Raw genomic sequence first — 24,277 nt, 5'->3', positions numbered from 1 at the left:
TAGTCTTAACCATTTAGAATTGATAGTATTGTTCACCAATTCCCGTATACTATTTAAGTTACTCTTTTACTAACCCGCCTCGCAATTCAGTAACCCCATATTCCAGGTACCCTTTTAAACAGCTTAACATAAAGACCCAGCCTTCTTTATTATCTAATATTTGATCTACGAGATCGGCATCGTTTTCACAAAACCCCTCTTCCTCAATTTCAATGATCGTATTTGAGGGTTCCACCTCTTTTAAAGTAATAGTGACAACGTGCCCTTCTCCATTTGCCCCCCACTGGAACACAATCTTCTTATTGGTTTCAATCTCCAACACGGCTATTTCCAATTGGGCATTGTACTCTTTATACATCACAGTAATGATCTTACCTTGTTCCCACCTTTCCGAACTCGACGAGAACCAAAAGTTACCGATTTTGGTTGGATCGACGAAGGCTTCAAATACTTCATTTGCTGGCGTTTTTATAGTGAATTTTGTAAGATTCCTCACTTCATATCCCTCATTTTTTGTTCATATCCTTATATCCTCGTACTTTTAAGAGTGATTTATACTTGGTGTCAGCATAACTTGCCCCCCAAATATAAGGTCACTTATTTAATTCGCTGCGTTTCTCCTCCACCCTTCTTAAGAGTCCGGAAAAATCTAATAGTAGTTCTTTTATAGTTCCTTTAACGATAATTATTAGATATTAAAGAGTTTAGTTAAACATTCATAGGAATTTAGGGGGAGAAACGATGAAAGCTATTGTTTATGACAGATATGGCCCGCCAGATGTTCTTCAATTAAAAGAAGTGGAAAAACCTGATCCTAAGGAAAATCAAGTACTAGTAAAAATTCAGGCAGCATCCTTGAACTACGGAAACTTGGTTCTTTTAAAAGGTGAACCGTTCTTAGCCCGCTTTGCCTTTGGTCTATTGAAGCCAAAATACACTATACCCGGAGGTGATATTGCCGGACGGGTTGAAGCTGTTGGCAAAGATGTAAACGAGTTCCAACCAGGAGATGCGGTGTTTGGTGACCTATCCGGATGCGGGTGGTCCGGATTTGCTGAGTATGTATCTGTTCCTGAAAATGCCTTAGCATTAAAACCGGCTAATTTATCCTTTGAAGAGGCTGCCGCAGTACCAATGGCGGGAGTTACAGCGCTGCAGAGTCTACGGGATAAAGGCAAACTTCAGTCCGGACAGAAGGTACTGATTAATGGTGCCTCTGGAGGTGTCGGAACGTTTGCTGTACAGATTGCGAAAGCACTTGGTGCTGAGGTAACGGGTGTGTGCAGTCCGAGAAATTTAGCTATTCTGGAGTCAATTGGGGCAGATCGTTGTCTTGATTATACAAAAGAGAGCTTTACTGAAGAAACAGAGCGTTATGACCTAATTCTGGGTGTTAACGGAGGTCTTCCTCTCTCTGCTTATAAACGTGCTTTGAGGCCTAATGGTATTTTTGTTCATGTCGGCGGTTCCGGTTCTCAAATGTTCCAAGCCCTTGCCCTTGGGCCTTGGGTTTCTTTGACTGGGAGTAAGAAAATGGGCAGCTTTTTACAAAGGGCGAAACAAGAGGATTTGATCTATATGAAAGAGCTTGTTGAAGCGGGCAAGGTAAAGCCAGTTATTGATAAATGTTTTAAGTTGAGTGACGTAAGGGATGCCTTCAGGTATTTTGCTGAAGGGCATGCGCAGGGAAAAGTTGTACTTACGCTTTGATATGGAGGATTCGGTTTTGGGATTTTTGTTGGGACTGGTGGAATCCACCTTGGATTCAGACTAGACCTCCCTTCAACTTTCCCTCAATCCGAATCTTGCTCGACCTCGGACTAGCATTACCTTATTCTTGCCGGCCCCTATCCGAATTGTAACCTATTCCTGCTAGCCAATCCCACTCTTGCCGTTCCTGTCCTAATCGCATATGATTTATGTAACAAAAAAAACGGATGGCATTTGCGCCACCCGGAAAGCTACTTTTTGTTTTATTGTTCCGATTCCATTGGCAGCCAGGTTTGTGACCATTTCTCAATTTCTCTAATAATAGGCTCCAAGGCTAGTCCTTTATCGGTTAGGGAATATTCTATACGTACAGGTGTCTCAGGGAACACCTCGCGTTTAACGATTCCTTGATTTTCTAGATCCTTTAGACGCTCCGAAAGAACCCTTCCACTAATTCCCATAGAAGATTCTAGTGTACAAAAGCGTTTCGACCCTGTTAGCAGCTGATAAATCACTAGACCTGTCCAGCGCTGGCTCATCATCACCATGGCTTTTTCGAATCGAGGACAAATTTCAGGTTGATTCATGGTTTCCCCTCCTATTCATAATTATCATATTACAAATGACAACAAAATTACAATAGGTAATAAAATTATTTGACATAATTTAATTTCAAAAATATAATAAGTTACATAAAGTAAGTAAGTTATTAAGTCAAAAATAGTAACATCCGTATCATTATAATTCTTGTTCATTTGCTTTTTCTTAATACATTATCGATACGTTGATATATATAGAATTTATACGAGACTAAATAAGGTGGTCCTTACACATGAATTATGAAGCAGATGTTTGTATTGTCGGTGGTGGTCCAGGCGGCGCATTACTAGGATATTTGCTTGCAAAAAAAGGGATATCAACCATCGTTCTTGAACGTCACACAGGAATTGACAAAGAATTTCGCGGCGAACATCTCAATCAGGACGGAGAACGTGTTTTAAAAAAATATAATCTATATAATGAAGTACAAGAAGCTGGGCTGCTATTAATGGAACGGATCGAATACTGGCATCATGGTCAGGTCATAAAAACTGTTACACCAGCAGCTGGAGAAGAGCACGTTGGTATCCATGTACCGCAGAAGAATCTGTTAAGTGTGCTGATTCGCAAATCTGAGCCCTATCAGAACTATAAGCTGTTAATGGGGACAAAAGTAACAGATTTAAGCTTTAATAATAATGGGGATGTAACAGGCCTTATTGCAACAAAAGGCGATCAAAAAGTAACAATAAAAAGTAAAATTGTCGTTGGCGCAGATGGCCGATTCTCGACCGTAAGAAGACTTGCAGAAATCCCTTTTTCAACCATTAAACATGGGTATGATTTACTTTGGGCAAAAATCCCAAGCCCTGAAGGATGGGAGCCAACCATTAAAAATGCCCTAGTTGCCGGTAAACAGCTAGCACTGTTTACCCAGCAGGGCGGTTTTATTCAAATTGGCTGGAACATTGAGGAAGATTCCTATCCAACATTGAAAAAGCAATCATTTGCCCCATTTATTGAGCAAGTGATTGAGGCGTTTCCAGAGCTAACGGAAACAGTCCACCAGAACATTCAGTCATGGAACGACTTTATCTTATTGAAAGTACAAAGCAGTCATTCACCGGTATGGGCTAAAGACGGGGTTGTAATCATGGGGGATGCAGCTCATACAATGAGCCCCACCGGTGCTTTCGGAATCAATTGTGCCCTTTTGGATGCGGATGCTTTAGCAACAGTCATCGAGGAAGCACTCGACAAAGATGATCGAAGTGCAGCACAATTAAGAAAATTAGAAAATGCCCGGCGTGCTGATACAGAGAAACTACAAAGTCAGCAATTAATAAAGGAACAAACCTTTCAAGACAATTTTAAAATTCCGGCACTGGCCAATGGTGTTTAAAAAATAATAAAAACATGGGATTGGGGAAATAATCATGGAACAAGTTCAATTAAAGGCAGATGTCCTTTCACTATTAGAGGATAAAATAAAGTTGATTAAAAAAGGCGGAGAGGCCATTTATCTAGTTGGTCCAATTAAGCTGCCTGTTAATTTATATGGGGAAACAATTGAGTTTAAATGGTACAGCTGGTTAAAGACAGAACAGGTAACGGAAGATTTCCAACAAGTCATCCAGCATTTATCTTCTGCTAAACTAGCGGAATTTCAACAATCAAGTGTCCTTGTTTACGGCGATTTTGAATACGGTGATGATGCCTTGATTCGGATGCATTCCATCTGTCATACGGGCGATATCTTTGGCAGCAAACGCTGTGATTGCGGCTTCCAGTTAAGACAATCTATGAAAATGATTGTTGAGCATGGGTCGGGCGCTTTATTTTATCTAGCTAACCACGAAGGCAGAGGAATTGGTTTATTTAGCAAGGCGATGGCCTATATTCTTCAAGAAAATGGATATGATACAGTTGAGGCGAATGAAGGTTTAGGTTTTCAGGATGATACGAGAAACTATGATGACGCAATTGAGGTATTAAAGGCACTGCGCTCAAAGCCAGTCACATTGATTACAAACAATCCGAAAAAACTGAAAGCCTTAAAAAGTGCAGGTGCCCCGCTTTCCGGTAGAACTCCTTTATGGGGCGATGTTTCTGAGTATAATGAGAAATACTTAAAGACAAAAGTTAATAAATCAGGACATTTAGAGTAGTTTGGATAAGCTTTGAGAAACAGGATGATACGAGCATTATCCTGATATGGCAGGAGGATATGGGTTTTATGAATGATGAATTTTATATGCAATTGGCATTAAAGAATGCCCAAGCCATGAAAGGTCAGACCGATCCGAATCCACTGGTTGGCGCTGTGATTGTCAATGACAATCGAATCCTCGGGGTCGGTGCTCACATGAAGGCTGGCGAACCACATGCCGAGATTCATGCCCTTCGAATGGCAGGAGATCATGCTAAAGGTGCGACCATCTATGTAACCTTAGAACCTTGTTCTCACCATGGGCGAACGGGTCCTTGTGCAGTTGCACTGGTCGAGGCTGGAGTTAAAAAAGTCGTCATCGCGACGTTAGATCCGAATCCTGTTGTCGCAGGTAACGGGGTAAAAATTCTTAAAGATGCTGGAATTGAAGTTGTAATAGGGGTTTGTGAGGAAGAATCCCGGCAGATGAATGAAGTATTTAATAAATTCATCATTGAGAAAAAACCATTTGTTACCTTGAAAGCTGCCACTACTCTTGATGGTAAAACGGCTACCCATACGGCCAGCAGCAAGTGGATTACCGCTCCTGATGCACGCCAGGATGTTCATCAGTTAAGAAGTGAAAATATGGCCATCCTTGTCGGGGTCAATACAGTGGTGGAAGACAATCCTGAACTGACCTCAAGAATTCCAAATGGACGGAACCCGATTCGGGTGATTTTGGATTCAAAGCTCAGAATTCCTTTGGATGCAAAGGTGGTAACTGATCAGCAGGCAGAGACTTGGGTTTTTACTAGTGAAAAATACGATAATGAAAAACGGAAACAGTTAGAGGAACAGGGCATCTCCGTTTTTGTAACTAGCGGATCAAGTCAAGTGGATCCGGCCGATGTGATGAATACACTTGGGGAAAAGCTTGTATCCTCTGTGTTAATTGAAGCTGGTGGAACCATTAACGCGGCTCTTTTTGAAAAACGTTTAATTGATAAAGTGGTCCTATACGTGGCTCCTAAGCTTGTAGGCGGGCAGTCCGCTCCTACCTTTTTAGAAGGAACAGGAATTGCGGAGATGGGCAATGCTGTTGAGTTATCCAATCTAAATGTTACACCAGTTGGGCGAGATTTTAAATTTACAGGATATCCGATATACTAAAAAATGGACGGTGCTGGTCACCATCCATTTTTTTTAGATGAAAAAGCCGTTCATCTACCGTAACCGTGGTGTGGTGTACCTCGCCGGCAATGAAAGGTGTCTTCATTTACCGTCACAGGTTTAAATTCACCTCACCGGGGCAATGAACGGGCTCTTCATTTACTGTAACAGGGCAAAAATCCACCTCATCGGGCAATGAAAGAGCTCTTCAACTATTGAAATGGGACAATAGATTTTTCTAAAAGATAAAAATAAGCAATGTGAAAGAAGGGTTTACATGAGATTTGGTTTTGATATTGATGATACGCTGATTAATTTAAGAGAGCATGCCTTCCATATTTATAATAAGAATTTAGGCCAAGAAATAGGACTTGAGATTTTTAACGCGTTAAAAAAAGTAGAGATTCATGAGCCATTTGGAATGACAGCCGAAGAAGGCTCGAAGATGTGGAAAAGTTCGCTAGAGGAAATTTACTACACCGATTGTCCTGCTTTTCCAGGAGCAGTGGAACTGCTGCAAGAGCTGGAAAAGGAAGGTCATGAAATATATTATATTACGGCACGTTACCAAGAGCATGGCGAACGCACGAAAAAATGGTTATTGGAACACGGTTTTCCTGTTCATGATGAACGGTTTTTCTGGGGAATGAAGGATCACGAAAAAGTGAATATTATTAAGCAATTACACTTGGATTTTTACTTCGATGATAAGCCAGAGATTTTACAGACTCTTTCAGAAGAAGCGGTAAAAGTCTATCTAAAAGATCAATCCTATAATCGCCACGTTACAATGCCTCGGATTGTAAACTGGCCGGAGTATCAGGATTTTATCAAGAATTTATCAGACTAAAAAAAGAACATCTACCTCCATCTCAAATGTATTATGATATACTAGTTTAGGTTTGTTTTTAGAGAGGAGTTGTATTAGTGGAGTTACAACATGAATCAACTGCACGCATGAAATCGACATATATATTTTTATTGGTGACTGGGATTGTATTAGTAGCCTTTAATTTGCGCCCGGCAATTACCTCAGTAGGTCCGTTAGTGGGAATGATCCAAGAGGATGTTGGACTTGCCCATTGGAGTGCTGGTTTATTAATGAGTTTTCCCTTACTTATTTTTGCTGCCATGTCACCGATTGTTCCAAAGTTGGCCAACCGCTTTTCTAATGAAATGACGTTATTACTTGGCTTAATCTTCCTTGTGATTGGTATCGCGATTCGGTCCATCCCAGTGACAGTTTTTCTTTTCACAGGCACTCTTTTTATCGGAGTAGGAATTGCAGTGGGAAATGTCCTTTTGCCTGCCGTGGTAAAGGATAAGTTCCCCGAAAAATTCGGTCTCATGACAAGTGTATATTCTACTTCAATGGGATTGGTCGCATCATTAGCATCAGGATTAAGTGTACCTCTCGCAAAAGATATGAATCTTGGCTGGCAGGGAGCCCTCCTTGTATGGGGAATACCAGCCGTCATAGCAATTTTGTTGTGGACCTATCTTGTTAGGTTTAATCAAGGAAATCATAAAAAAATTAAAAAGGCTCCATCCAGTTCTAAGGAAATGTGGCAATCACCTCTTGCCTGGCAAATTGCGATCTTTATGGGTTTTCAATCGTTTTTATTTTATGTAACGATCTCTTGGTTACCTGAAATTCTTCAAAGTCATGGACTAAGCATGGGAACTGCTGGCTGGATGCTATCGATTACCCAACTAGTCGGACTGCCTGCTAGTTTCTTTATCCCTGTCATCGCAGGGCGTTACCGTTCCCAGATTTGGATTGCATTACTATTAGGGTTGTTGTCCATTATTGGTTATGCAGGGCTACTGTTAGGCTCATCCTATCCTATCTTGATTATTAGTATTATCTTTATTGGGGTTGCACTAGGCGGAAATTTCCCATTGGCGCTAAGTTATATTGGACTCCGCTCTCGAAATGCCAATAGAGCTGTAGAGTTATCGGGCATGACACAATCAACCGGTTATATCCTGGCAGCAGTAGGCCCGTTGCTTATCGGCTATTTGTATGATATGACCCATGTATGGACCATTCCACTTATTGCTCTTACGGTTGTTTCTGTCGTTCTTACCGTTTTTGGTATGTTGTCAGGCCGAAATCGGTATGTATAAAATTAAGAACTATAAAAAACCTTGCCAAATCGGCAAGGTTTTTTATGTTACTTAAAATAAGATTTCCATTTATAATTGATTCACAAGTTCATTCATGGAGTTTAACTTGGAAGAAAGCTCAATAAACCACTCTTCATCCCCAGTTGATAAAGCCAAATCAATTAGAAATTGGGTCTGCGCCTTGTTTGACACGTTAGAAACAGGCAATCTTTTAACTCGTTCGCTTAATAGTGAAACTTTTTTTCCAATGATCTCATTATTGTCACTTGTAACAACGGTTACCTTAACGATTCCTGGATTATCAAGGGATTCAATATAACCCATGATTAATTCCCCACCCCGTGATGTTCCCTTAACCCAATCACCTGTTTTTAACAACATCCTTTTCACCTTCTTAGTTATTTTGTTTTTACACTTTAACTGTAACTTTTTTTATTACATTTTAAGTTAAAAGAAACCTGACATTGTTTTTCAGAGACAAGCACTTATTCTTCTTCTTTATTAACAAGGTCGATTATTTCTTTTAGTGTATAGTCCTTTAAATATTCACCCAAATGCTCTTCAGCACCTAAGAATATAGAAAATAACACTCTTTGCATATTTGCACCAACAATACATCGCTCATTTGAATCAGGACACTTCGGCTGCAAAGCTCCTTCAGAGGTGATCTTATAGATATCCCAGAGATTAACTTCATTTAGCTCTAGAGCAAACAAAAATCCGCCGCCAGGTCCTTCTTTTGATTTTATAATTCCATGTTTTTTTAACAAACTTAGCACTTTACGAATCCGCACAGGGTGTACACAGGCACTCGCTGATATAGCATCACTTGTTGACATCCGGTCGGGCTGAAGCGCAAGAAAAGTTAAACTATGAATGGCTAATGTAAAATCACTATTCATGGCCTGCCCTCCTAAGAAATAAAAACTATTTTAAAATCATTAAAACTATTTAGTAACGCATGGTAATACTAAACCGTTAAAGATTAGCTTGTCAAATATCTGGATTATTAATGCTAAACAATCTCCTTCAGCAAGGATAAATTTAAACATTCCATTGTTTTTTAACTTGCTCTTCTGCAATCATTTTAATTTTATCCCATGCCATTTCCTTTTTCACAAGGACATTAGTGTTATAATTTCTGTCTTTATAATTAACTGTTACGAATACTTCAATCATTTCTAAATTTCTCCTTTATTATTTAAACTTTAATTGGCTATTCTTTGTAATTCGGTACTCAAAAATGTGCGAAGCTTTCGGGGCAGAAAACTGCGAATTTCTTCGTCGTTATATCCAACCTGTAATCTTTTTTCGTCCAAGATAATGGGACGACGCAACATTTTTGGATTTTCCATGATTAATTTGTAAAAATCATTAAGCGGAAGAGATTCAATATTTATATTTAGTTCCTGGAATGTCTTCGAATTAGTTGAAATAATTTCGCTCGTTCCCTCTTCAGTCAAGCGAAGAATCGATTTTATCTCATCAACAGTAAGAGGATTAGATAATATGTTTCTTTCGATATAGTCTATATGATGTTCCTCGAGCCACGCTTTTGCTTTTCGGCAAGAACCACAGCTTGGAGTCGAATAAAGAGTCACCATGCGTTAAACACTCCTTACATATAATTTTGGTATACGTGGGATGTCAGTTAGTTAGGTACCCCAATGTGAGCTGGATGAAACATTGCTTTGTTTTACACATCCTAACTTTACACACCCTTAAAATGTAACAAAAAATATTACAGTTCAGTTAAAAAAAATCAACCTTCTAACTCATTTACCACTTTCTGTACTGTAATTTTATTATTTACAGTTAAAAATGTCAAATGGAAGGTGTTGGCTTAAAATAAAAATTCCACAGTCATTAACTACAGGAAGTTCTACACTTTGATTAATCAAGATATTTAAATCCGATTTACTTAAATCCACCTAGTGATTTGCTAAATAAATTATCGCTAAAAAATGGAAGTTTTTCCTTTACTTTCCGGTGAATCCAAACTACATTTTAATTAAGCAGCACAAATTTTACCGAATGCGAAAATTAGGAAGGGAGTTGCGGAACTGCTAATTTAACTGGAAAAAGTAAGTATTTTTATCTTTTTAATATCTCGGTCATCCTAATCTTCTCTTGAATTTTAAAGATTTAAGGAGTGAAGTTAAAATGCATCAATCAATTGCTCGGCTAGGAAAAATCACTTCTATATTGGCGGGGATTCTTCTAATTGTTGCTCATTCGCTTAATCTAGGTGCGGGGAATTATGGCTCCGTTCCTGGAAGTCTCCTTACTTTCTTGGCTCATTTACTGCTTATCTTTGTTTTCTTTTGTCTGTACATTTATCATGGGGAAACCAATGGACTAGTTGGATTTCTAGCCATGCTACTTGGCAACATAGGGAACGTCATCGTTACAGCGATTGTATATGTTGAAATGGCGGAAGCTTCCAAAGAAAAACTCAGTCAGGTCTTTACCAATCCTATGAACGAGCCAATCCATAATTTTGGACCTCTATTATTTGTTATTGGAATGATTCTTTTAGGGACTTTGATTATAAGAGGAAAACGGCTGCCAGCCTACATAGGCTACTTACTGCTCGTTGGAACAATTGTCTTTGCAGGCGCCACTGCAACGGGTGATTACCAAAGAGCAATTGAGGTCCTAGGGGCAATATTTACTGGGGCAGGATTTATTTTTGCAGGAGTAAAGGTTAAGTCATAGATTAATATGGTCAAATCCCTAGAAGGCTTACTACTCTGATAGTGAGCCTTTTTTTCGTCAGTACCCCTACAAGTTCAAAGAAACAAAAAAAGTCGGTTACTAAGCTAATTAATCATTGATTAATAAATGCGATTCGATTATCATCTAATTAGATGATACTTAAAGTAGGTGTATTAAAATGCAATTAAATAAAATTGTGGAATTTCATAAAGCATTAGGCGACCTTACCCGGATTCGTATTATTGCTCTGCTCCAACAGGGTCCTCTACATGGCCAAGCGATTGCTGGAAAACTTGGACTTAAACCTCCAACGATTACCCACCATATGGCAAAGCTTAGAGAAGTTGGACTGATAAAAGAAAAACGTGATAAAAACACCATCTATTTTTCACTTAATACGAAAATATTAGAAAGCAGTGCTAAAGCGATTCTAACAGCTGGCACAGGAGGAGAAGCAAGTATGGAAATGTCGGTTACCGCGGAGGAACGGGCCGCTATTATTAATAACTTCTTCACCAAAGATGGGAGACTAAAAAACTATCCTGCCCAACGAAAGAAAAAGCTAGTGGTGCTTGAGCATATGGTTAAAGGATTACAATTTGGAAAAGTGTATCCTGAGAAAGAAATCAATGAATATTTAAAGCAATTTCATGAGGATTACGCCACATTACGTCGTGAGCTTATTATGTGTCAGTATATGTATCGTGAAAATAATCAATATGAATTAAACCCTGTTGAGTTATGGTGGCTGAGCTAAACGAGCGTCATCCGGCGCTCATTTTTTTACTCAACTAATTAGACGATCATAAAAACCTGAACAGGTTATCTGTAAAACAAGCGCTAATAATGCGACAGAGCTAAAGTGATCTCCCATCCCATTCACAATTCCAGCTAGGAATAACTTCTAATTAAACGTTTGATTAGTTCTATCGGAATATACGTACCAAGGGTTATAACGATTTAATTAATCGTTTGATTAATTTTGTACCAATCAGTATCTAGAGCTTCAGCATTCTCTCAACAAGAATTTTTAAATAAAAGATGATATCATTATTACTAAATAAATAACTACAAGTAGGAGGCATCATGAAAAAACTTGTAAAAGTAGTGGCAGCAATTATTGAAAATGAAAACCAAGAAATTCTTTGTGCCCTAAGGTCCCCAGAAATGTCTATTCCAAATATGTGGGAGTTCCCTGGTGGGAAAGTAGAAGCAAACGAAGATATCTTCTCAGCATTAGAGAGAGAAATTACTGAAGAGTTAGATTGTAAAATTGAAACATACAAAGAAGTATTCAATGACAATACCCACGAATACGAAACGTTTATTATCAATTTAATCTCAATAAAGTGTAGAGTAGTTGAAGGTAATCCAACTAAAAGTGAGCACTCAAAACTCATTTGGTTAAAAAGAGAAAATCTCGATTCACTTAAATGGGCCCCAGCTGATATTCCTGCAGTTGAACAACTAATCAAAGAAAAGTAGTCTTCTCAAATTGAGAAGACTACACTTTTTTGTAAACTCTGTATAAAGACTACAGAAGAGGAAATGGCCGATTGGAGATCAAAATATTTCTAAAGCTGTTTCCTTTTTTGCAAAGACCTGTTTTAGTTGTTTTCTAGCCCGATATAGCCGCGTCTTGACCGTTGCTGACTTCAAACCGAGCAGGCGTGCGATTTCATTTTCTTTTAGACCATAATTCACTTTAAGAGTCAGCACCTCTTGGAACTCCTTTGATAAGCTTTCCATTGACCTGCCCACATCCTCTTGAAGAAAACGTAGGCCTGCCATTTCCTCGGTGTCCATCCTATTTTTCTTATAACTCATGATAGGTTCCATTTGAGCATCGTCAACAGTTATCCATCTATTTCTTTTTTCTGACCGCAAAAAGTCGATCGCAGTCCTGGCTGTAATGATAGACAGCCAGGCACCTACTTTTTTCGCATCTTCAATTGTATCTATTTTTTTATATGCCTTTAAAAATGTTTCCTGAACAATGTCCTCTGCCCAACGCCTGTCATTTGTGTACCTGAGGGCAATATAGAGCAGACGGTTTGCGTACTCAGAGTAGACTTGGTTAAAATCAATCGTGCTCAGGTTCTCCACCATCCTATTTGAAATGACCCTTAATGAAATCCGGAGCATGCTTCTCATCAAAAAACATGACTTCATAATAATGGGCCGAACTGAAGTAAAAGACAGCCGTGTAATCATTATTTGGGTCCGCACTTTGGTTACTTAGTAATTGTTCAATTTGGCCCTTATTGGTTACATCCAAGGTATCTGTGCTTTTTTCTATATCCGTTTTTACTTTTTCGATATCCTCCAGATTTTCAATTCCACCTTTGGCAACAAGTACATGAGTAACATCCTCTGAGTTTGGCTTTGCGTCTTTTAGTAAATCCTTTTGCTTCAGCCATTCATTTAAATTATGATAGTCAGACTTAAATTCAAAGCTCATAAAGTGGTCACTGCCTAGATAGACTTCAATATTTGACCCTCTATAGTAACGGCTTTCTTCATATGATTCTGCCAGTACATCTTTCTTTATAGCCGCAATCACTTCTTTTATATCATTGGAATTTGACAGGGTAACTCCCTGAGAAACAGGTCCATTCCCTCCTATAGTGAGGGTTTTTATTTTATTTTGCTTTAATTTAAAAATCTCTTTTGTTGATCGCTTATATTCCTTTGATTCATAAATTGGTTTAAAAAAATCTTCATAAAGGCGTTCATTTATACTATATTCCCTTGTCACTTTGCTTCCATTTTTCAATTCATATTGAATATAAAAATTCACAGAGTGGTTGTCTTCTTTTTTCTGATTGATTTTTTTATCAGAAAGCAGCTGCTGGTGAAGCCTGCGAACGGCCTTAATATTTGCTTTTTCCTTCATCGGTAATGGTTTATAGTATTCTCTATAAATATCATCATTTGCATTAAAGCCCCATTGATCAGAGAACAGAACGGTTTTAATTTGTTCTTCCTCAGGAACTTTATTTTCATAGATTCCTAGAATTTGAACGCCTATACCCAGGACCGCGATTATGGCTAAATAAACAATTAAGCCTTTTATGCGTCCGAAAACCCGCCACGTTTTTCTTAAAATCATTTCAGCTCCTATATAGCCAATCACAGCCCCAATTACATAACCGAAAATGGTCCAGTGAAAGCTTTGATAGGAAACCTCTTGAAAATACGAACCACCAAGCAGCATCACACAGAATGTAACCCCATATTTAAAAATGGAACGTAATTTCGGAAAGGCAATCGCCTCGGAGGCTGCTTCAAGGTTTCTTTTTTTATAGAAAAATAGTGAAAGCCCATAAAGTACAATTGTTAAGATCAAGTAAACAATCCGATCATTCCATTGAAACTTCCTGCCATCGAGGACAGCCGCATAGGTAATCGGAGACAATTTTTCAAGCTGTCGATTTAGAAAATAATCCCCTGGAAAACCATAGAGTACTATTTTTAAATTAAAAAATACCAACATCGTGATTCCGATTGGGAAGAATAGAAAAACATAAGCTAGAACTGCCTGAACAATGGACATTCCTGTCATCATGGCAATAAACAAAGCAGCTGAGTATAACAGCACCGTGATTACTAATGTCGTCCCCGCCCAGTAAAAAATATCCTTTATACTATACAAGTCACTGATGTCTAGAATGTTATGCATTAAAAGGATAATGAGTGTAATGACAGCAATTGGCAATATTAAAAATATTATCCCAGTAAGCGCATATTGATGAAAAATCCTATCCCTTTTAAGAGGAATACTATGCATCAGGTCGGCTGCCTGTTTCACATGAAGAAAACGAAACAAGAATACTGCCAAGATGACAGGGACAATAACCAATAGACCAATTTGGAAGGTAAAATTAACAAGAAACAGATTGTTAGGGTGCGGATAATAACTTTTGGTTTCGTCAGAGATTATCATTAATAATTGAATCGGCAGAATAAATAGTAAGGCAAGAAAGTAAACAATCGAGACCCAGCCCGTACTCCGGCCAATTTGAACCAGTAATTCTTTATTAAACCAAGACATTCTTGATGGCATAGCCGATATCCCCCATTTCATATATAAAGATTTCCTCAAGCGTAAGAGGCAGCATGTCAAAAATGACAGGGGTTGTTTGCTGGATTTTTCTCTCTATTTCATCTTCATCTCCTCTGACAATAAAAAGATACACGCTTCCCCGCTTTTCTGTATGAAGCGGATTAAGATTTAATAGCAGCTTTTCTGGAGGAGTACCATTTTTATAAGCAACCTGTATTTTATGAATATCATCTTTCAGATCATCCAATTCTTTCTCGATTAAGAGCGTGCCTTTATGAATAATCCCGATATGATCACAAATATCTTCAATTTCACGAAGATTATGTGAGGAGATGAGAATGGTCATTTCTCTTTCAGCCACATCATGAATTAACAGGTTTTTCACCTTTTTCCTGACAACTGGGTCAAGGCCATCCAGTGGTTCATCCAGTATGAGGAATTGCGGATTGGAAGAAAGAGCGAGAATGAAGGCAATCTGTCTTTGCCACCCCTTTGAGAAGGTTTGGATTTTTTTATTTACATTCAACTCAAATAACTCGGCCAGATTCTGAAACCGTGCCTCCTCCCAAGTTGGGTAACAGCTTTTATAAAAACGGGCCATTTGCTTTGCAGTATATTGCGAGAAAAAGTAGGGCTGATCGGGTATGTAAAAGACTTTTTGCTTTAGACTGATATTTTCAAAAACACTTTCATTATTTATCGTTACTTCTCCGCTATCTTGGCGGTAGATTCCTGCCAACAGTTTAATTAAAGTGGTTTTCCCTGCACCATTTGATCCGATCAGACCGTAAATGGAACCTTTGTTGATGGATAAGTTGACATTCTCCAGTGCGGTATAATGGTCAAACTTCTTGCTAATACCTTTCATTTCAATCATTGTTTTCGCCTCCCCCTTTTGCTTTGTCCTGTTCTTGAACCAATTGGATGATCTCTTTCGCTGGGATTCCCAGATACAAAGCTTCCAAGACTAGTTTTTCAAGATCCTTTCTTACAGCCTCTATTTTCTCTAAGTCCTGTACTTGATTATTTAGATTGACGAAGCTGCCTTTCCCTTTAATGGAGTAGATAAATCCTTGAATTTCCAGTTCTCGATAAGCCTTTTGAATCGTGTTCGGATTGATTGTGAGTTCTGTGGCTAAAGTTCTTACCGATGGCAGCTGTTCATCTGGTTTTAATACTTCATTCATGATAAGCTCCTTCATTTTGTCTACCAACTGTTCATATATCGGCTTTCGGCTCCTTATGTCTAACTCAAACATAACGGGGTGCCCCCAATCTGTACTAAGTGTACTATCATACATAATACAGTTTGTATTATATTCCAATAACTTCCAAAAGGGAAGGACTTTTTCAACATTTTCTTAAAACTATTTTTTACAAACATTTTTTTGTTTTTTAACATTCTAGACCCAGTCATTTACATAAGTTCAACATCAGGAGCTGAATTCACAGCCCTATTTGTCTCTTCGCCTCTATATAAGAAGTGAAAAACTGGTGAATTCATTTGACAAATAAATCGAAAAAAATAAGAAGTATGACCTTTTTATGCGTTACAAGAGGAGTATAACCATCAATGGGAGATGTGGATGGCCTTTTACAAACGGAGGTTTCATACAGAAGTTTATACCTTCATATGTGCCGGGTGTATGTGGCACACAAGATGCTGGTAGTTTTCATCAAGGGTGTTAATTATTTTCCCTTTACAAGACTTTGTTTGCCTATTAAACTAAGTATACAAAAAGTTTTAAATCAACTAGAAAAAGAGGTGTTCGCGATGAATTCGGATCTTAAAAAGCTTTTCCTGCTTCAATCGGTTTTTTTGAGCATAACCGGCTACAGCACCATTTTTATCAGTTATTATTTCTGGAAACACAGCACCACACTCGGCCCACTGATTGCCTTTAATGGCTTAAGTTACTTTTTGTCGTGCTTTGCCTATACAATTGGTACGTATTATCTATTCAAAAATAAACTGAAAACAAGCTATTATTTAAGCGCTTTGTCAGCCATTATCCTATTTATTGTCCTGCTTTTAAGTCCTTACTTAAATCATATCGTTCTTCTTGTCATTTCAGCGACTAGTTTTGGTTGTGTTTTTGGTTTCTTTTATTCGTCTTCCAATTACGGGTTAAGTGTTCTATCCACTCGATCAGAACTTGATATCTTTAATTCACGTATTGGCTATGTAAAAAATATCTTAATGATTATACTTCCACTCATTAACTCTTTTTTTATCTATTATTTTAATTTCGCAGTTTCATTTTGTTTTATGCTTTTGATTTCGATTTTTTATTTTGTTGCAGTCACCAAAATGCCCTCAATTGAAGCTGAATTTAAATCGAACTTCGTCCACGATTATAGGACGGTTAAAGTGTCTAAACAAATGGTGCCATTTGGGATCATTACTGCAGGTGTTTTAGAGTGCATGGCATGTCTTCAAGTTGTTTTGATGGTAGTATTATCCAAAAATGCACTTTATGTATCGTTTTTGAATGTGTTAAATATTGTCGTTTTAACGATTGGTATTGTGTATATATCGAGATTGAAAAAGTTAAAAATGGAAACACAGTTTGTGATTTATACCTTAATCAGTACCGCGTTCATTCTGCTAACCGGTTTCGCACAATTTAAACCACTTTATTTTGTGGCAATGGTCGGACTTGTGATTTCTGTATACGTGTACGGTTATACAATGGACAATACATTTTTCAGATATTTAAATGGCATGAAGAAGGAAGACCAAATCGTGATTCTTTTAAAACGTGAATTTTTAATCACACTTGGCCGTTCAATAATGTATCTAGTATTGTACCTGTTTGTTCAGTCCATTCATTCTCCTTACCTACCTTATTTGTCACTTGGAGTAATGCTTGTACTTGTTTACTCACTTATTAGATTTCGAAAATTTGATCATGAAAATGAACAACAGCTGGCGACGTAATCGGAAATAATGGTCAAAATCAAGTGTTCTACTTGTCTCATATTAAGGATTAAAAAACACTGACGCCAAGTGAGCATTCAACGTTAATCTGGTTAAAACGAGAAAACTTAGAGTCGCTTAAGTGGGCACCGACGGATGTTCCAGCAGTTCAACTATTAATCCAAGAAAAATAGTCTTCTCGAAATGAGAAGACTATTTTTTAGTCATTCGTACCATTAATAATGTAGTTGTATAGTTTGTTTTCAATTGGATTTTCCATTACCAGGTTCATATGTACAACTGGCAGCTTTTTCCCCTTACCATCTTCCATAATTGCCTGCTCGATATTATTTTTATCGGGGGTTGCTTTTCCTAAATAGTAAAAATCAGTTCCTTCATCATTATCTTTCTTTACAAAAATATGAAGGTCAATCCCTCTTTCTTCAGATTCGATAATTGTTTTCACTTCTTGGGATTCTAACGTTCTGTTACTTCTTGTTGACCACTTAAGGACTTCAGGGCTTAGGAATTCTTCCGCATAATCTATACTAGATTCAACATCTTCGTTTTTGTGATAGGTCACAAAAATTGGACAAGTTCCGTGTTTTGTTTTATAACCGTAAACGGTAGAACTTTCATCATTAGTCCAATTCAAGAGCTTACATGCATCTTTTCTCGAATATTTGTGATAGAGGGTAAGAGGCTCCTCTGATTCATATAGTTTAGATTTTTCCTTGGCGCTTTTTACAACATCAGTTACTAGAAAGTTAAAATATGGATTATCCAATAAACTTTCTCGAACCACATTATTAAATAAAAAGGTACCATCATCTTTTAAAATAATAATTGGCTCATTGCCATACTTTTCTTTATAACTTTGTGTGAAAAACTCCAAGCTAAAAACGCGCAACACTGAAGAAAGGGTCTCCTTGTCAATAGGACAATTAAAATGGACTAACTCCTCAATAAAATTATCATATTTTACTGTTTCTTGTTTTAATAGAATGTCTAATAGAATAATCTCTTGTTTCCTTTTGCCATTTAAGATCTCCGTAGAAATCATAGTCAAAACACTGTTTTGATACTTCGTCAATAACGGTATTTCTTCCTTGAGTTTTAATAAAAATTGATAATAGTTCGTGTACTTATCAACTATGACTTCGGGGTCAATGGAATGGTTCGTTACAAAATCATATAAATAAGGAATTCTGCCAATCCGATTCTTTAACTCAACATATGCTTCTTTTAAAACTTTTAACGCTGTTAAATTACTATCGTTAATCGCTTTAAAAATCTGCTTTTTGGCAATTTCCTCAAAATTAATCGTAGATACCCCTTTAATATAGCTCGTATCCTTAATATAGCGACGGATATTATCCTTGTTCTGTGATTTGTCCCCGGATAGGGCAATGGGTATTAGATAGTTATTTTTATAATTCCCGATAAAATCAATGATCGTAACGAAATCCTTAGTTGTATGTTTACGAAGTCCCCGACCAAGTTGTTGAATAAAAATGATACTAGATTGAGTTTGTCTTAGCATAACCACCTGATTAACACTTGGAATGTCGATTCCTTCATTAAAAATATCAACTGTAATGATATAATCTAACAAACCCTCTTCGAGCTGCTTTACTCGACGATCCCTTTCATCCTGAGAATGATCCCCGATTAAAGCAACTGTTCGTAGTCCTTTCTCATTGAAAGCATCAGCTAACTTCATTGCCTCTTCTTTCCTACTACAGAACATTAACCCTTTTACTTTTTCTCCTGAAAAGCCATAGTAATGGACTTTTTCAAGAATATGATTAACGCGTTCTTCGGTAACAAGCTTTGCTAGTACCGCTGTCTCATCAATTATCTCACCATTATATTCTAGGTCTGTAACGCCAAAATAATGGAATGGACATAACATATCTTCTTCCAGAGCTTCTTGCAAACGAATTTCATAAGCAATATTATAATCAAAAAGCTCAAAGATATTAAAATCATCTGTCCGTTCGGGCGTAGCGGTCATTCCCATTAAAAAGCAGGGGTTAAAATAATCAATTACTTTTAGATAAGACTTAGCGCCCGCTTTATGAACCTCATCAATGAGAATATAATCAAATTCTTCAGGATCAAATTGCGCCAAATAATCATCCTTCGAAATAGTGTTGATTGTAGCAAATAAATATTTCGCATTTGTCTGTTTACTTGTACCTGACAGTATTCCAAAGTCGGCATCAATTCCACCAAGAATTTTTTTAAAATCTTCTTTAGCCTTTTGCAGAATTTGCTCCCTATGCACAATAAATAGCATCCGTTTTGGACCAAACCGTCTCACATCAAATGCAGACAAATACGTTTTTCCAGTACCAGTGGCTGAAATGATTAACCCCTTATTTGCTCCCGCATCACGAATCGCCTGGATTCCTTGTAATGCCGCTTCTTGCATTTTATTCGGCTTAATTTTTAGGGCCGCTTCGATTGAATTAATACTGTATTGAGTCGGTAATTCTATTACCTGCTCTAAAGCTTTCCTGTGAACAAGTGGTGTATACCTCTTCTCGTACGTTTCAATCCATTCTTCATTTAGAGGAAGAGCATCGTTCCAAACTTCTTCAAATTGATTATTAAAATGATTAACAATTTCCCCATTTTCATGCGAAGTTAATTTTACATTCCACTCGTAATTAACTTTTAATGCATGGGCTGTTAAATTAGAACTTCCGACAATTAAAGAATAATGGTTTCTCTGATTAAATATATATCCTTTTGAATGGAACCCTTCAATATCAGTCGTACGCACTTCAACATTTTTAATCTTCAATAATTCCCTAAAAGCTTTGGGTTGATTAAAATTCAGAAAGGTTGAAGTTAAAATACGACCCTTAACCCCTTTACGTTTAAGGTCAAGAAAATGGGATTTAAGAGTTGCCAGGCCGCTTTCAGTAATAAATGCTACTGAAAAAATAAAGGATTCACAGCTATCAAGTTCATCAAGTAAGGTATTTAAAACATTTTCGCCTTTTTTGGCATTATTCACTAATAACTTCGGTCTATAATTTCCGGTTTTACTTGTCCTTTGGTCAATAAACCCCTTATGTAAGGAAACTTTTAGATTATCGATAAAATTACTCATTTGATCACCATTCAATACCATTTTTATACATCAATTGTAATGCTCCCTAAAATGGAGTGCAACCTTATTGAAACAAGATAATTCTATTACTGTTTTAGACTGTGTTTAGCAAAATCGAAGTAGTATTTTAATTTCTCATAATATGAAAAAATGTTTAAGAGCTGCCTTTTGTCATGGGAATCTGGATTCATAGCTAAACGCTTCCTATTATCATAAGAAACATTTGCTTCTTCCCTCGCACCGTCAATGATCCCATTTCCACTAATTGTCACATCAGTCTGGTTATTGCAGTTCAAAATTCCTGGACATCAGTCCATCTCAATACCTGCCACACGGGTAGGAATGATTAGAAAAACAAGCTTCATCTGTTGTACCCAGTAAGACTGCCCTGGCTCTCCGATAATCATTCTATTTTCCCCTCTAAAAGCCATTTGTAAAATGGCCTTTATTAGATTCAGGTTTGATGAACCATCTTGATATATTAAATTATCTTTCTACCAATTAAATTCGGTAGGATACCTTTTTTCACCCCATCAGAAATCGCTTACATTAATACCCAAAACATCAAGCCTCTTTTCGCGTTTTGGTCATGGTTTGTCTTACACTAAATTCGACATCTCTAAACTAGTCGTAACACCGAAGACGACGGATGGAACTAAGAAGATTCAAGTATCCTTCTTTGTCGAAAATACCGGAAAAACAGCAGGAGCGGAAGTGCCGCAAGTCTACTTAGGTCTGCCTAAAGTGGCAAACGAACCGCCTAAACGGCTTGTTGGATTTGAAAAAGTATGGCTGAAACCAGGTGAAAAGAAACGTGTGACTATTACGATTGACTCAGCAGCAAGCAACCATCCTCTGTCCATCTGGGATTCGAATGCTGATACTTGGAAAACGTTAGATGGTGAGTACAATGTGTATGTTGGTAACTCTTCTGACCACGTTACTTTGACAGATTCCATCCAAGTGCGGACCCCGGCGGGCCATAGTAAATAAGGGCGCTTATAATGAAGGATTAATAAAACAGAATAAAAATAGGACGGAGAATCTTCTTCGTCCTATTTTTGATTATTAAATTACAACTCCAAACAAAATGGAATGTCTGCTTTGAGTGGATGAGCTAGAAAAATTAAATCAAATGCTTTCAGTTTACTGATTTTCCTCTTAAAAATTCAAAAACATAAGACGCCCTTTTCAAGATAATCTCACCTTGAATTGAGAGCCTCTAGTTAACCATTTAAAAACTACTAATTTGTTAACATGTTAAAAAGATATTCTCTCCCTCAATAAAAAAGAAGCGAGAGAACCGTCCCTCTGCTTCTCCAAAAAGAAGCAAGAGAACCGTCCCTCTGCTTCTTTATAGCCCCACCGGCTCCTTACTTCCTGTGACAACCTTATTTCTCTGCTCGCCTAAGTCAATGCTTCCATCCGGGCTTTTGATTTGGCAGCGGACGATATCGCCTTCTTTGAGGTATCGAGCGTTATTCTTTTGCTGGCTTTCTAAAATAATTTCTACTCTTTGCTGAGCGGTTAAAGAGGAGTCAGCCAGACGATTATTGACCTCTGGTGAGATATTTAGGGCCACGCCGCCGGTTGTCCCGGTAAGAATCAAATCACCTTTTGAAAGATCCATGATTTCAGAGAGCTCGGTCAAAGTTTCAGCAGGTTTATACAGCAGCTGGCAGGAATTGGCTGATTGGCGCAGTTCATCGTTCACCCATAGGTTCAACTCCAGGTTATGTATCTTTGGCACTTCTTCTGGATCGAGCAAGTAGAGGAAAGGACCGGCAGGAGCAAATGTCCGATAGCTTTTTCCCTTTAACCACTGGCCTTCCGTAAACTGAACATCACGGGCGGAAACATCATCCACAATCACAACGCCTGCAATATATTGATGGAGATTATCATCCGTCACTTCGACGGGTCCGGTAATATTTTCGCCAATAATCAATCCGAGTTCAATCTCATAATCTAATAATTTCACATGTTCAGGACGGACAATTTCACTGTTCGCTCCACACAATGCACTGTCCGCTTTACTAAAAAACAAATTAAATGGCGCACGCTTGGCATCAAGACCTGCCTCTGAACGGTGAGTGGCATAGTTGGTACCCTGACAGATAATTCTTGCCGGCTTGGTGACAGGGCTTAAGAACTCCACATCCCCCAAAGAAACGGTCTCATCAGTACCTGTTTCTTTTACTTTTCGTGCCTCTTCTATTCCCTGTTCTAGGAATTCAGCTAAACTCTGATAAACCTTTGGTAACACAAGGATTCTTTCCTCTGATACAACGCCCCACTGCTCTTTCCCATCCTGATTGAAACGAACCACCTGAATACCCATTAGCAAAACCCCTCACTTTTTAATAGATTAATCAAAAACGAGCAGAACTAGGGCTGCTCGCTTTTCACCCTGTTTACTTTATTTTACATGACATTGGATGATTCCGCATTCAATATTGCAGAATCTTCAAACTTTTTTGGACGAACGGTTAACCATACCAAACCGCCAAATATAAGCAGAATCAGTCCGCATAATTGAAATGCATGATGGAAGCCTGCTGCCTGGCTGGCTGAGTTTCCAATCAACCATCCCGTTACATATGGACCGGCAATACCGCCTAATGAGGTTAACGCCATAAACCAGCCTTGAATCTTCCCTTGATGTCGAGGGGAAACCAAATCAACTAGAATAGCTGGTCCCATCACTAGTGTGATGCATCCAAACGTTAACCCCAGTGATAATAAGGCAATCGATAAAATATTCGAGCTGACGATGGCTCCTAAGAAATAACAGACGGCACCGGTTGCCATGACGGGTCCTAGGACAAAAATCCGTCCCTTTACCACGCTCTTTGTCTTATGATAAATCCGATCGGAAATGAATGAAAAGGTAATCTGTGACAGAGTAATCATAATCCAAGGCAATGCTACGACTATGCTTAAGGTTTCTTCACTAAGCTTACGGACATTCTCCAGATAGTTCGGCAGCCAGTTTAAACCAATCGTAAACGACCAATAAGTGGCAAATCCGCATAAAGCAACGAGAATAAAATTTTTAGAAAACAAAGCAGAAGTGAATTTTGTATCTATTCCAACAGTGGTTTCCATTGATGTATTTTTGGCTGGAGCAGACTCTTCTTGTGTAACCGCCTTCTCCTTGGCCGCCCATAACCATACCATAATCCACAGAAACCCAACTGCCCCTGTTGTGATAAACGCAGAACGCCAGCCAAAGTTCATGATAAGATGCATTAATACAGGTGCTGAAACCGCGACACCGAGCGGTCCTCCAACTGAAACGAGTGTTAACCCAATCCCCAACTTTTCCTTTGGAAGATACTTTGAGGCAGCGGTCATCGCTAAAGAGTAGGAAGGTCCTTCCCCAGCTCCTAAAATAATCCTGGTTACTAACAAATAAGTAAAACTGCTGACAAATATTGTTGAAAATTGAACGATCGACCAAACTGCTACCATTATGGCAATGACCTTTTTTGCCCCAATTTTATCCGCCAAGCTTCCCCCTAAAATGGCTGAAAGCGAATAAAGCAAGAAGAAAACACTTCCGACAACACCCCATTGCTGTGGAGTTAATCCTAATTCCTTCATAATCGGCACCGAAGCAAACCCTATAATGGCCTTATCTGCATTACTAATAACGGTCAATAAAAATAATAAGAAAATGATAACCCATGCTTTTTTTGATACCGTACGTTTCTTTTGCTCCATATAAGGACCTCCTCAAATTTC

24 protein-coding genes are annotated in these 24,277 nt (G+C 38.1%); 11 read left to right on the top strand and 13 right to left on the bottom strand.

Features of this window, described 5'->3' with window-relative positions; translation table 11 throughout:
* Positions 1 to 58: 58 nt before the first annotated feature.
* Positions 59 to 496, bottom strand: a complete 438-nt coding sequence (locus V7077_RS10960) for an SRPBCC domain-containing protein (RefSeq protein WP_335501295.1) — start codon at positions 494 to 496, stop codon at positions 59 to 61.
* Between the two features lie 245 nt (positions 497 to 741).
* On the opposite strand from V7077_RS10960, the gene V7077_RS10955 reads away from it, so the two are divergent.
* On the top strand, positions 742 to 1,710 hold the full coding sequence (locus V7077_RS10955) for an NAD(P)-dependent alcohol dehydrogenase (RefSeq protein ID WP_335501293.1): 969 nt from the start codon (positions 742 to 744) through the stop codon (positions 1,708 to 1,710).
* Between the two features lie 263 nt (positions 1,711 to 1,973).
* Here the strand turns inward: V7077_RS10955 and V7077_RS10950 are convergent, their stop codons facing one another.
* The gene (locus V7077_RS10950) at positions 1,974 to 2,297 is read right to left on the bottom strand and encodes a winged helix-turn-helix transcriptional regulator (RefSeq protein ID WP_335501291.1); all 324 of its coding nucleotides are present in this window, start codon (positions 2,295 to 2,297) and stop codon (positions 1,974 to 1,976) included.
* A gap of 245 nt (positions 2,298 to 2,542) precedes the next feature.
* On the opposite strand from V7077_RS10950, the gene V7077_RS10945 reads away from it, so the two are divergent.
* From V7077_RS10945 to V7077_RS10925, 5 genes are all read left to right on the top strand, one after another.
* The gene (locus V7077_RS10945) at positions 2,543 to 3,652 is read left to right on the top strand and encodes an FAD-dependent monooxygenase (protein ID WP_335501288.1); all 1,110 of its coding nucleotides are present in this window, start codon (positions 2,543 to 2,545) and stop codon (positions 3,650 to 3,652) included.
* A gap of 34 nt (positions 3,653 to 3,686) precedes the next feature.
* Entirely contained in the window at positions 3,687 to 4,418 is a 732-nt protein-coding gene (locus V7077_RS10940) for a GTP cyclohydrolase II (protein ID WP_335501286.1), read from the top strand.
* Between the two features lie 68 nt (positions 4,419 to 4,486).
* Positions 4,487 to 5,572: a bifunctional diaminohydroxyphosphoribosylaminopyrimidine deaminase/5-amino-6-(5-phosphoribosylamino)uracil reductase RibD gene (gene ribD / locus V7077_RS10935; protein ID WP_335501284.1), complete on the top strand. Its 1,086-nt coding sequence runs from the start codon at positions 4,487 to 4,489 to the stop codon at positions 5,570 to 5,572.
* A gap of 277 nt (positions 5,573 to 5,849) precedes the next feature.
* Positions 5,850 to 6,422, top strand: a complete 573-nt coding sequence (locus V7077_RS10930) for a 5' nucleotidase, NT5C type (protein WP_335501282.1) — start codon at positions 5,850 to 5,852, stop codon at positions 6,420 to 6,422.
* Positions 6,423 to 6,499: 77 nt separating this feature from the next.
* Positions 6,500 to 7,702 carry a CynX/NimT family MFS transporter gene (locus V7077_RS10925; protein WP_335501280.1) on the top strand — a complete coding sequence of 401 codons (1,203 nt, stop codon included), beginning with the start codon at positions 6,500 to 6,502 and terminating at the stop codon, positions 7,700 to 7,702.
* A gap of 69 nt (positions 7,703 to 7,771) precedes the next feature.
* On the opposite strand, the gene V7077_RS10920 is transcribed toward V7077_RS10925, so the two are convergent.
* From V7077_RS10920 to spxA, 4 genes are all read right to left on the bottom strand, one after another.
* Entirely contained in the window at positions 7,772 to 8,083 is a 312-nt protein-coding gene (locus tag V7077_RS10920) for an IDEAL domain-containing protein (RefSeq protein WP_335501277.1), read from the bottom strand.
* 104 nt (positions 8,084 to 8,187) lie between these two features.
* On the bottom strand, positions 8,188 to 8,604 hold the full coding sequence (locus V7077_RS10915) for an RrF2 family transcriptional regulator (protein WP_335501275.1): 417 nt from the start codon (positions 8,602 to 8,604) through the stop codon (positions 8,188 to 8,190).
* A 142-nt stretch (positions 8,605 to 8,746) separates the two neighbouring features.
* On the bottom strand, positions 8,747 to 8,881 hold the full coding sequence (locus V7077_RS10910) for a BA3454 family stress response protein (protein ID WP_335501272.1): 135 nt from the start codon (positions 8,879 to 8,881) through the stop codon (positions 8,747 to 8,749).
* 29 nt (positions 8,882 to 8,910) lie between these two features.
* Complete coding sequence (gene spxA, locus V7077_RS10905) at positions 8,911 to 9,306, bottom strand: transcriptional regulator SpxA (RefSeq protein ID WP_335501269.1); 396 nt, start codon at positions 9,304 to 9,306, stop codon at positions 8,911 to 8,913.
* 559 nt (positions 9,307 to 9,865) lie between these two features.
* Here spxA and V7077_RS10900 point away from each other — a divergent pair.
* From V7077_RS10900 to V7077_RS10890, 3 genes are all read left to right on the top strand, one after another.
* On the top strand, positions 9,866 to 10,420 hold the full coding sequence (locus V7077_RS10900; RefSeq protein WP_335501267.1) for a hypothetical protein: 555 nt from the start codon (positions 9,866 to 9,868) through the stop codon (positions 10,418 to 10,420).
* Between the two features lie 178 nt (positions 10,421 to 10,598).
* A complete protein-coding gene (locus tag V7077_RS10895; RefSeq protein ID WP_335501266.1) occupies positions 10,599 to 11,177 on the top strand; it encodes a metalloregulator ArsR/SmtB family transcription factor in 579 nt (192 codons plus the stop codon).
* A 329-nt stretch (positions 11,178 to 11,506) separates the two neighbouring features.
* A complete protein-coding gene (locus tag V7077_RS10890) occupies positions 11,507 to 11,905 on the top strand; it encodes a (deoxy)nucleoside triphosphate pyrophosphohydrolase (protein ID WP_335501264.1) in 399 nt (132 codons plus the stop codon).
* 78 nt (positions 11,906 to 11,983) lie between these two features.
* Here V7077_RS10890 and V7077_RS10885 read toward each other — a convergent pair whose 3' ends face one another.
* Genes V7077_RS10885 through V7077_RS10870 form a run of 4 tightly spaced genes read right to left on the bottom strand, consistent with a single transcriptional unit; the run spans position 11,984 to position 15,745 of the window.
* Entirely contained in the window at positions 11,984 to 12,529 is a 546-nt protein-coding gene (locus tag V7077_RS10885) for an RNA polymerase sigma factor (RefSeq protein WP_335501262.1), read from the bottom strand.
* Between the two features lies 1 nt (position 12,530).
* Positions 12,531 to 14,486, bottom strand: coding sequence for a DUF6449 domain-containing protein (locus tag V7077_RS10880; protein WP_335501259.1), 1,956 nt, complete (start codon positions 14,484 to 14,486; stop codon positions 12,531 to 12,533).
* The gene (locus tag V7077_RS10875) at positions 14,461 to 15,363 is read right to left on the bottom strand and encodes an ABC transporter ATP-binding protein (RefSeq protein ID WP_335501257.1); all 903 of its coding nucleotides are present in this window, start codon (positions 15,361 to 15,363) and stop codon (positions 14,461 to 14,463) included. The genes V7077_RS10880 and V7077_RS10875 overlap by 26 nt, the downstream gene beginning before the upstream one ends.
* Positions 15,356 to 15,745 (bottom strand): GntR family transcriptional regulator, encoded by a 390-nt coding sequence (locus V7077_RS10870; protein WP_335501255.1) that lies wholly within the window; start codon positions 15,743 to 15,745, stop codon positions 15,356 to 15,358. The genes V7077_RS10875 and V7077_RS10870 overlap by 8 nt, the downstream gene beginning before the upstream one ends.
* A 515-nt stretch (positions 15,746 to 16,260) precedes the next feature.
* On the opposite strand from V7077_RS10870, the gene V7077_RS10865 reads away from it, so the two are divergent.
* On the top strand, positions 16,261 to 17,427 hold the full coding sequence (locus V7077_RS10865; RefSeq protein ID WP_335501253.1) for a hypothetical protein: 1,167 nt from the start codon (positions 16,261 to 16,263) through the stop codon (positions 17,425 to 17,427).
* 199 nt (positions 17,428 to 17,626) lie between these two features.
* Here V7077_RS10865 and V7077_RS10860 read toward each other — a convergent pair whose 3' ends face one another.
* Positions 17,627 to 20,530, bottom strand: a complete 2,904-nt coding sequence (locus V7077_RS10860; protein WP_335501251.1) for a DEAD/DEAH box helicase — start codon at positions 20,528 to 20,530, stop codon at positions 17,627 to 17,629.
* A gap of 594 nt (positions 20,531 to 21,124) precedes the next feature.
* On the opposite strand from V7077_RS10860, the gene V7077_RS10855 reads away from it, so the two are divergent.
* Positions 21,125 to 21,523, top strand: coding sequence for a fibronectin type III-like domain-contianing protein (locus V7077_RS10855; RefSeq protein ID WP_335501249.1), 399 nt, complete (start codon positions 21,125 to 21,127; stop codon positions 21,521 to 21,523).
* Positions 21,524 to 21,884: 361 nt separating this feature from the next.
* On the opposite strand, the gene V7077_RS10850 is transcribed toward V7077_RS10855, so the two are convergent.
* Positions 21,885 to 22,871: a fumarylacetoacetate hydrolase family protein gene (locus V7077_RS10850; protein WP_335501247.1), complete on the bottom strand. Its 987-nt coding sequence runs from the start codon at positions 22,869 to 22,871 to the stop codon at positions 21,885 to 21,887.
* 83 nt (positions 22,872 to 22,954) lie between these two features.
* On the bottom strand, positions 22,955 to 24,256 hold the full coding sequence (locus V7077_RS10845; protein ID WP_335501245.1) for an MFS transporter: 1,302 nt from the start codon (positions 24,254 to 24,256) through the stop codon (positions 22,955 to 22,957).
* Between the last annotated feature and the right edge of the window lie 21 nt (positions 24,257 to 24,277).

This window comes from Neobacillus vireti (genome assembly GCF_036962465.1).
Classification (GTDB): Bacteria; Bacillota; Bacilli; order Bacillales; family Cytobacillaceae; genus Neobacillus; species Neobacillus vireti_B.
Note: the sequence above shows the minus strand (reverse complement) of the source record. Positions and strands in the feature narration are given on the sequence as shown.

What these genes read in the sequence shown, in the direction of transcription:
- V7077_RS10955 (WP_335501293.1), top strand. Translation starts at nt 742, where the DNA reads ATGAAAGCTATTGTTTATGACAGATATGGCCCGCCAGATGTTCTTCAA.
- V7077_RS10950 (WP_335501291.1), bottom strand. Translation starts at nt 2,297, where the DNA reads ATGAATCAACCTGAAATTTGTCCTCGATTCGAAAAAGCCATGGTGATG.
- V7077_RS10945 (WP_335501288.1), top strand. Translation starts at nt 2,543, where the DNA reads ATGAATTATGAAGCAGATGTTTGTATTGTCGGTGGTGGTCCAGGCGGC.
- V7077_RS10940 (WP_335501286.1), top strand. Translation starts at nt 3,687, where the DNA reads ATGGAACAAGTTCAATTAAAGGCAGATGTCCTTTCACTATTAGAGGAT.
- ribD (WP_335501284.1), top strand. Translation starts at nt 4,487, where the DNA reads ATGAATGATGAATTTTATATGCAATTGGCATTAAAGAATGCCCAAGCC.
- V7077_RS10930 (WP_335501282.1), top strand. Translation starts at nt 5,850, where the DNA reads ATGAGATTTGGTTTTGATATTGATGATACGCTGATTAATTTAAGAGAG.
- V7077_RS10920 (WP_335501277.1), bottom strand. Translation starts at nt 8,083, where the DNA reads ATGTTGTTAAAAACAGGTGATTGGGTTAAGGGAACATCACGGGGTGGG.
- V7077_RS10915 (WP_335501275.1), bottom strand. Translation starts at nt 8,604, where the DNA reads ATGAATAGTGATTTTACATTAGCCATTCATAGTTTAACTTTTCTTGCG.
- V7077_RS10910 (WP_335501272.1), bottom strand. Translation starts at nt 8,881, where the DNA reads ATGATTGAAGTATTCGTAACAGTTAATTATAAAGACAGAAATTATAAC.
- spxA (WP_335501269.1), bottom strand. Translation starts at nt 9,306, where the DNA reads ATGGTGACTCTTTATTCGACTCCAAGCTGTGGTTCTTGCCGAAAAGCA.
- V7077_RS10900 (WP_335501267.1), top strand. Translation starts at nt 9,866, where the DNA reads ATGCATCAATCAATTGCTCGGCTAGGAAAAATCACTTCTATATTGGCG.
- V7077_RS10895 (WP_335501266.1), top strand. Translation starts at nt 10,599, where the DNA reads ATGCAATTAAATAAAATTGTGGAATTTCATAAAGCATTAGGCGACCTT.
- V7077_RS10890 (WP_335501264.1), top strand. Translation starts at nt 11,507, where the DNA reads ATGAAAAAACTTGTAAAAGTAGTGGCAGCAATTATTGAAAATGAAAAC.
- V7077_RS10885 (WP_335501262.1), bottom strand. Translation starts at nt 12,529, where the DNA reads ATGGTGGAGAACCTGAGCACGATTGATTTTAACCAAGTCTACTCTGAG.
- V7077_RS10880 (WP_335501259.1), bottom strand. Translation starts at nt 14,486, where the DNA reads ATGCCATCAAGAATGTCTTGGTTTAATAAAGAATTACTGGTTCAAATT.
- V7077_RS10875 (WP_335501257.1), bottom strand. Translation starts at nt 15,363, where the DNA reads ATGATTGAAATGAAAGGTATTAGCAAGAAGTTTGACCATTATACCGCA.
- V7077_RS10870 (WP_335501255.1), bottom strand. Translation starts at nt 15,745, where the DNA reads ATGTTTGAGTTAGACATAAGGAGCCGAAAGCCGATATATGAACAGTTG.
- V7077_RS10865 (WP_335501253.1), top strand. Translation starts at nt 16,261, where the DNA reads ATGAATTCGGATCTTAAAAAGCTTTTCCTGCTTCAATCGGTTTTTTTG.
- V7077_RS10860 (WP_335501251.1), bottom strand. Translation starts at nt 20,530, where the DNA reads ATGAGTAATTTTATCGATAATCTAAAAGTTTCCTTACATAAGGGGTTT.
- V7077_RS10850 (WP_335501247.1), bottom strand. Translation starts at nt 22,871, where the DNA reads ATGGGTATTCAGGTGGTTCGTTTCAATCAGGATGGGAAAGAGCAGTGG.
- V7077_RS10845 (WP_335501245.1), bottom strand. Translation starts at nt 24,256, where the DNA reads ATGGAGCAAAAGAAACGTACGGTATCAAAAAAAGCATGGGTTATCATT.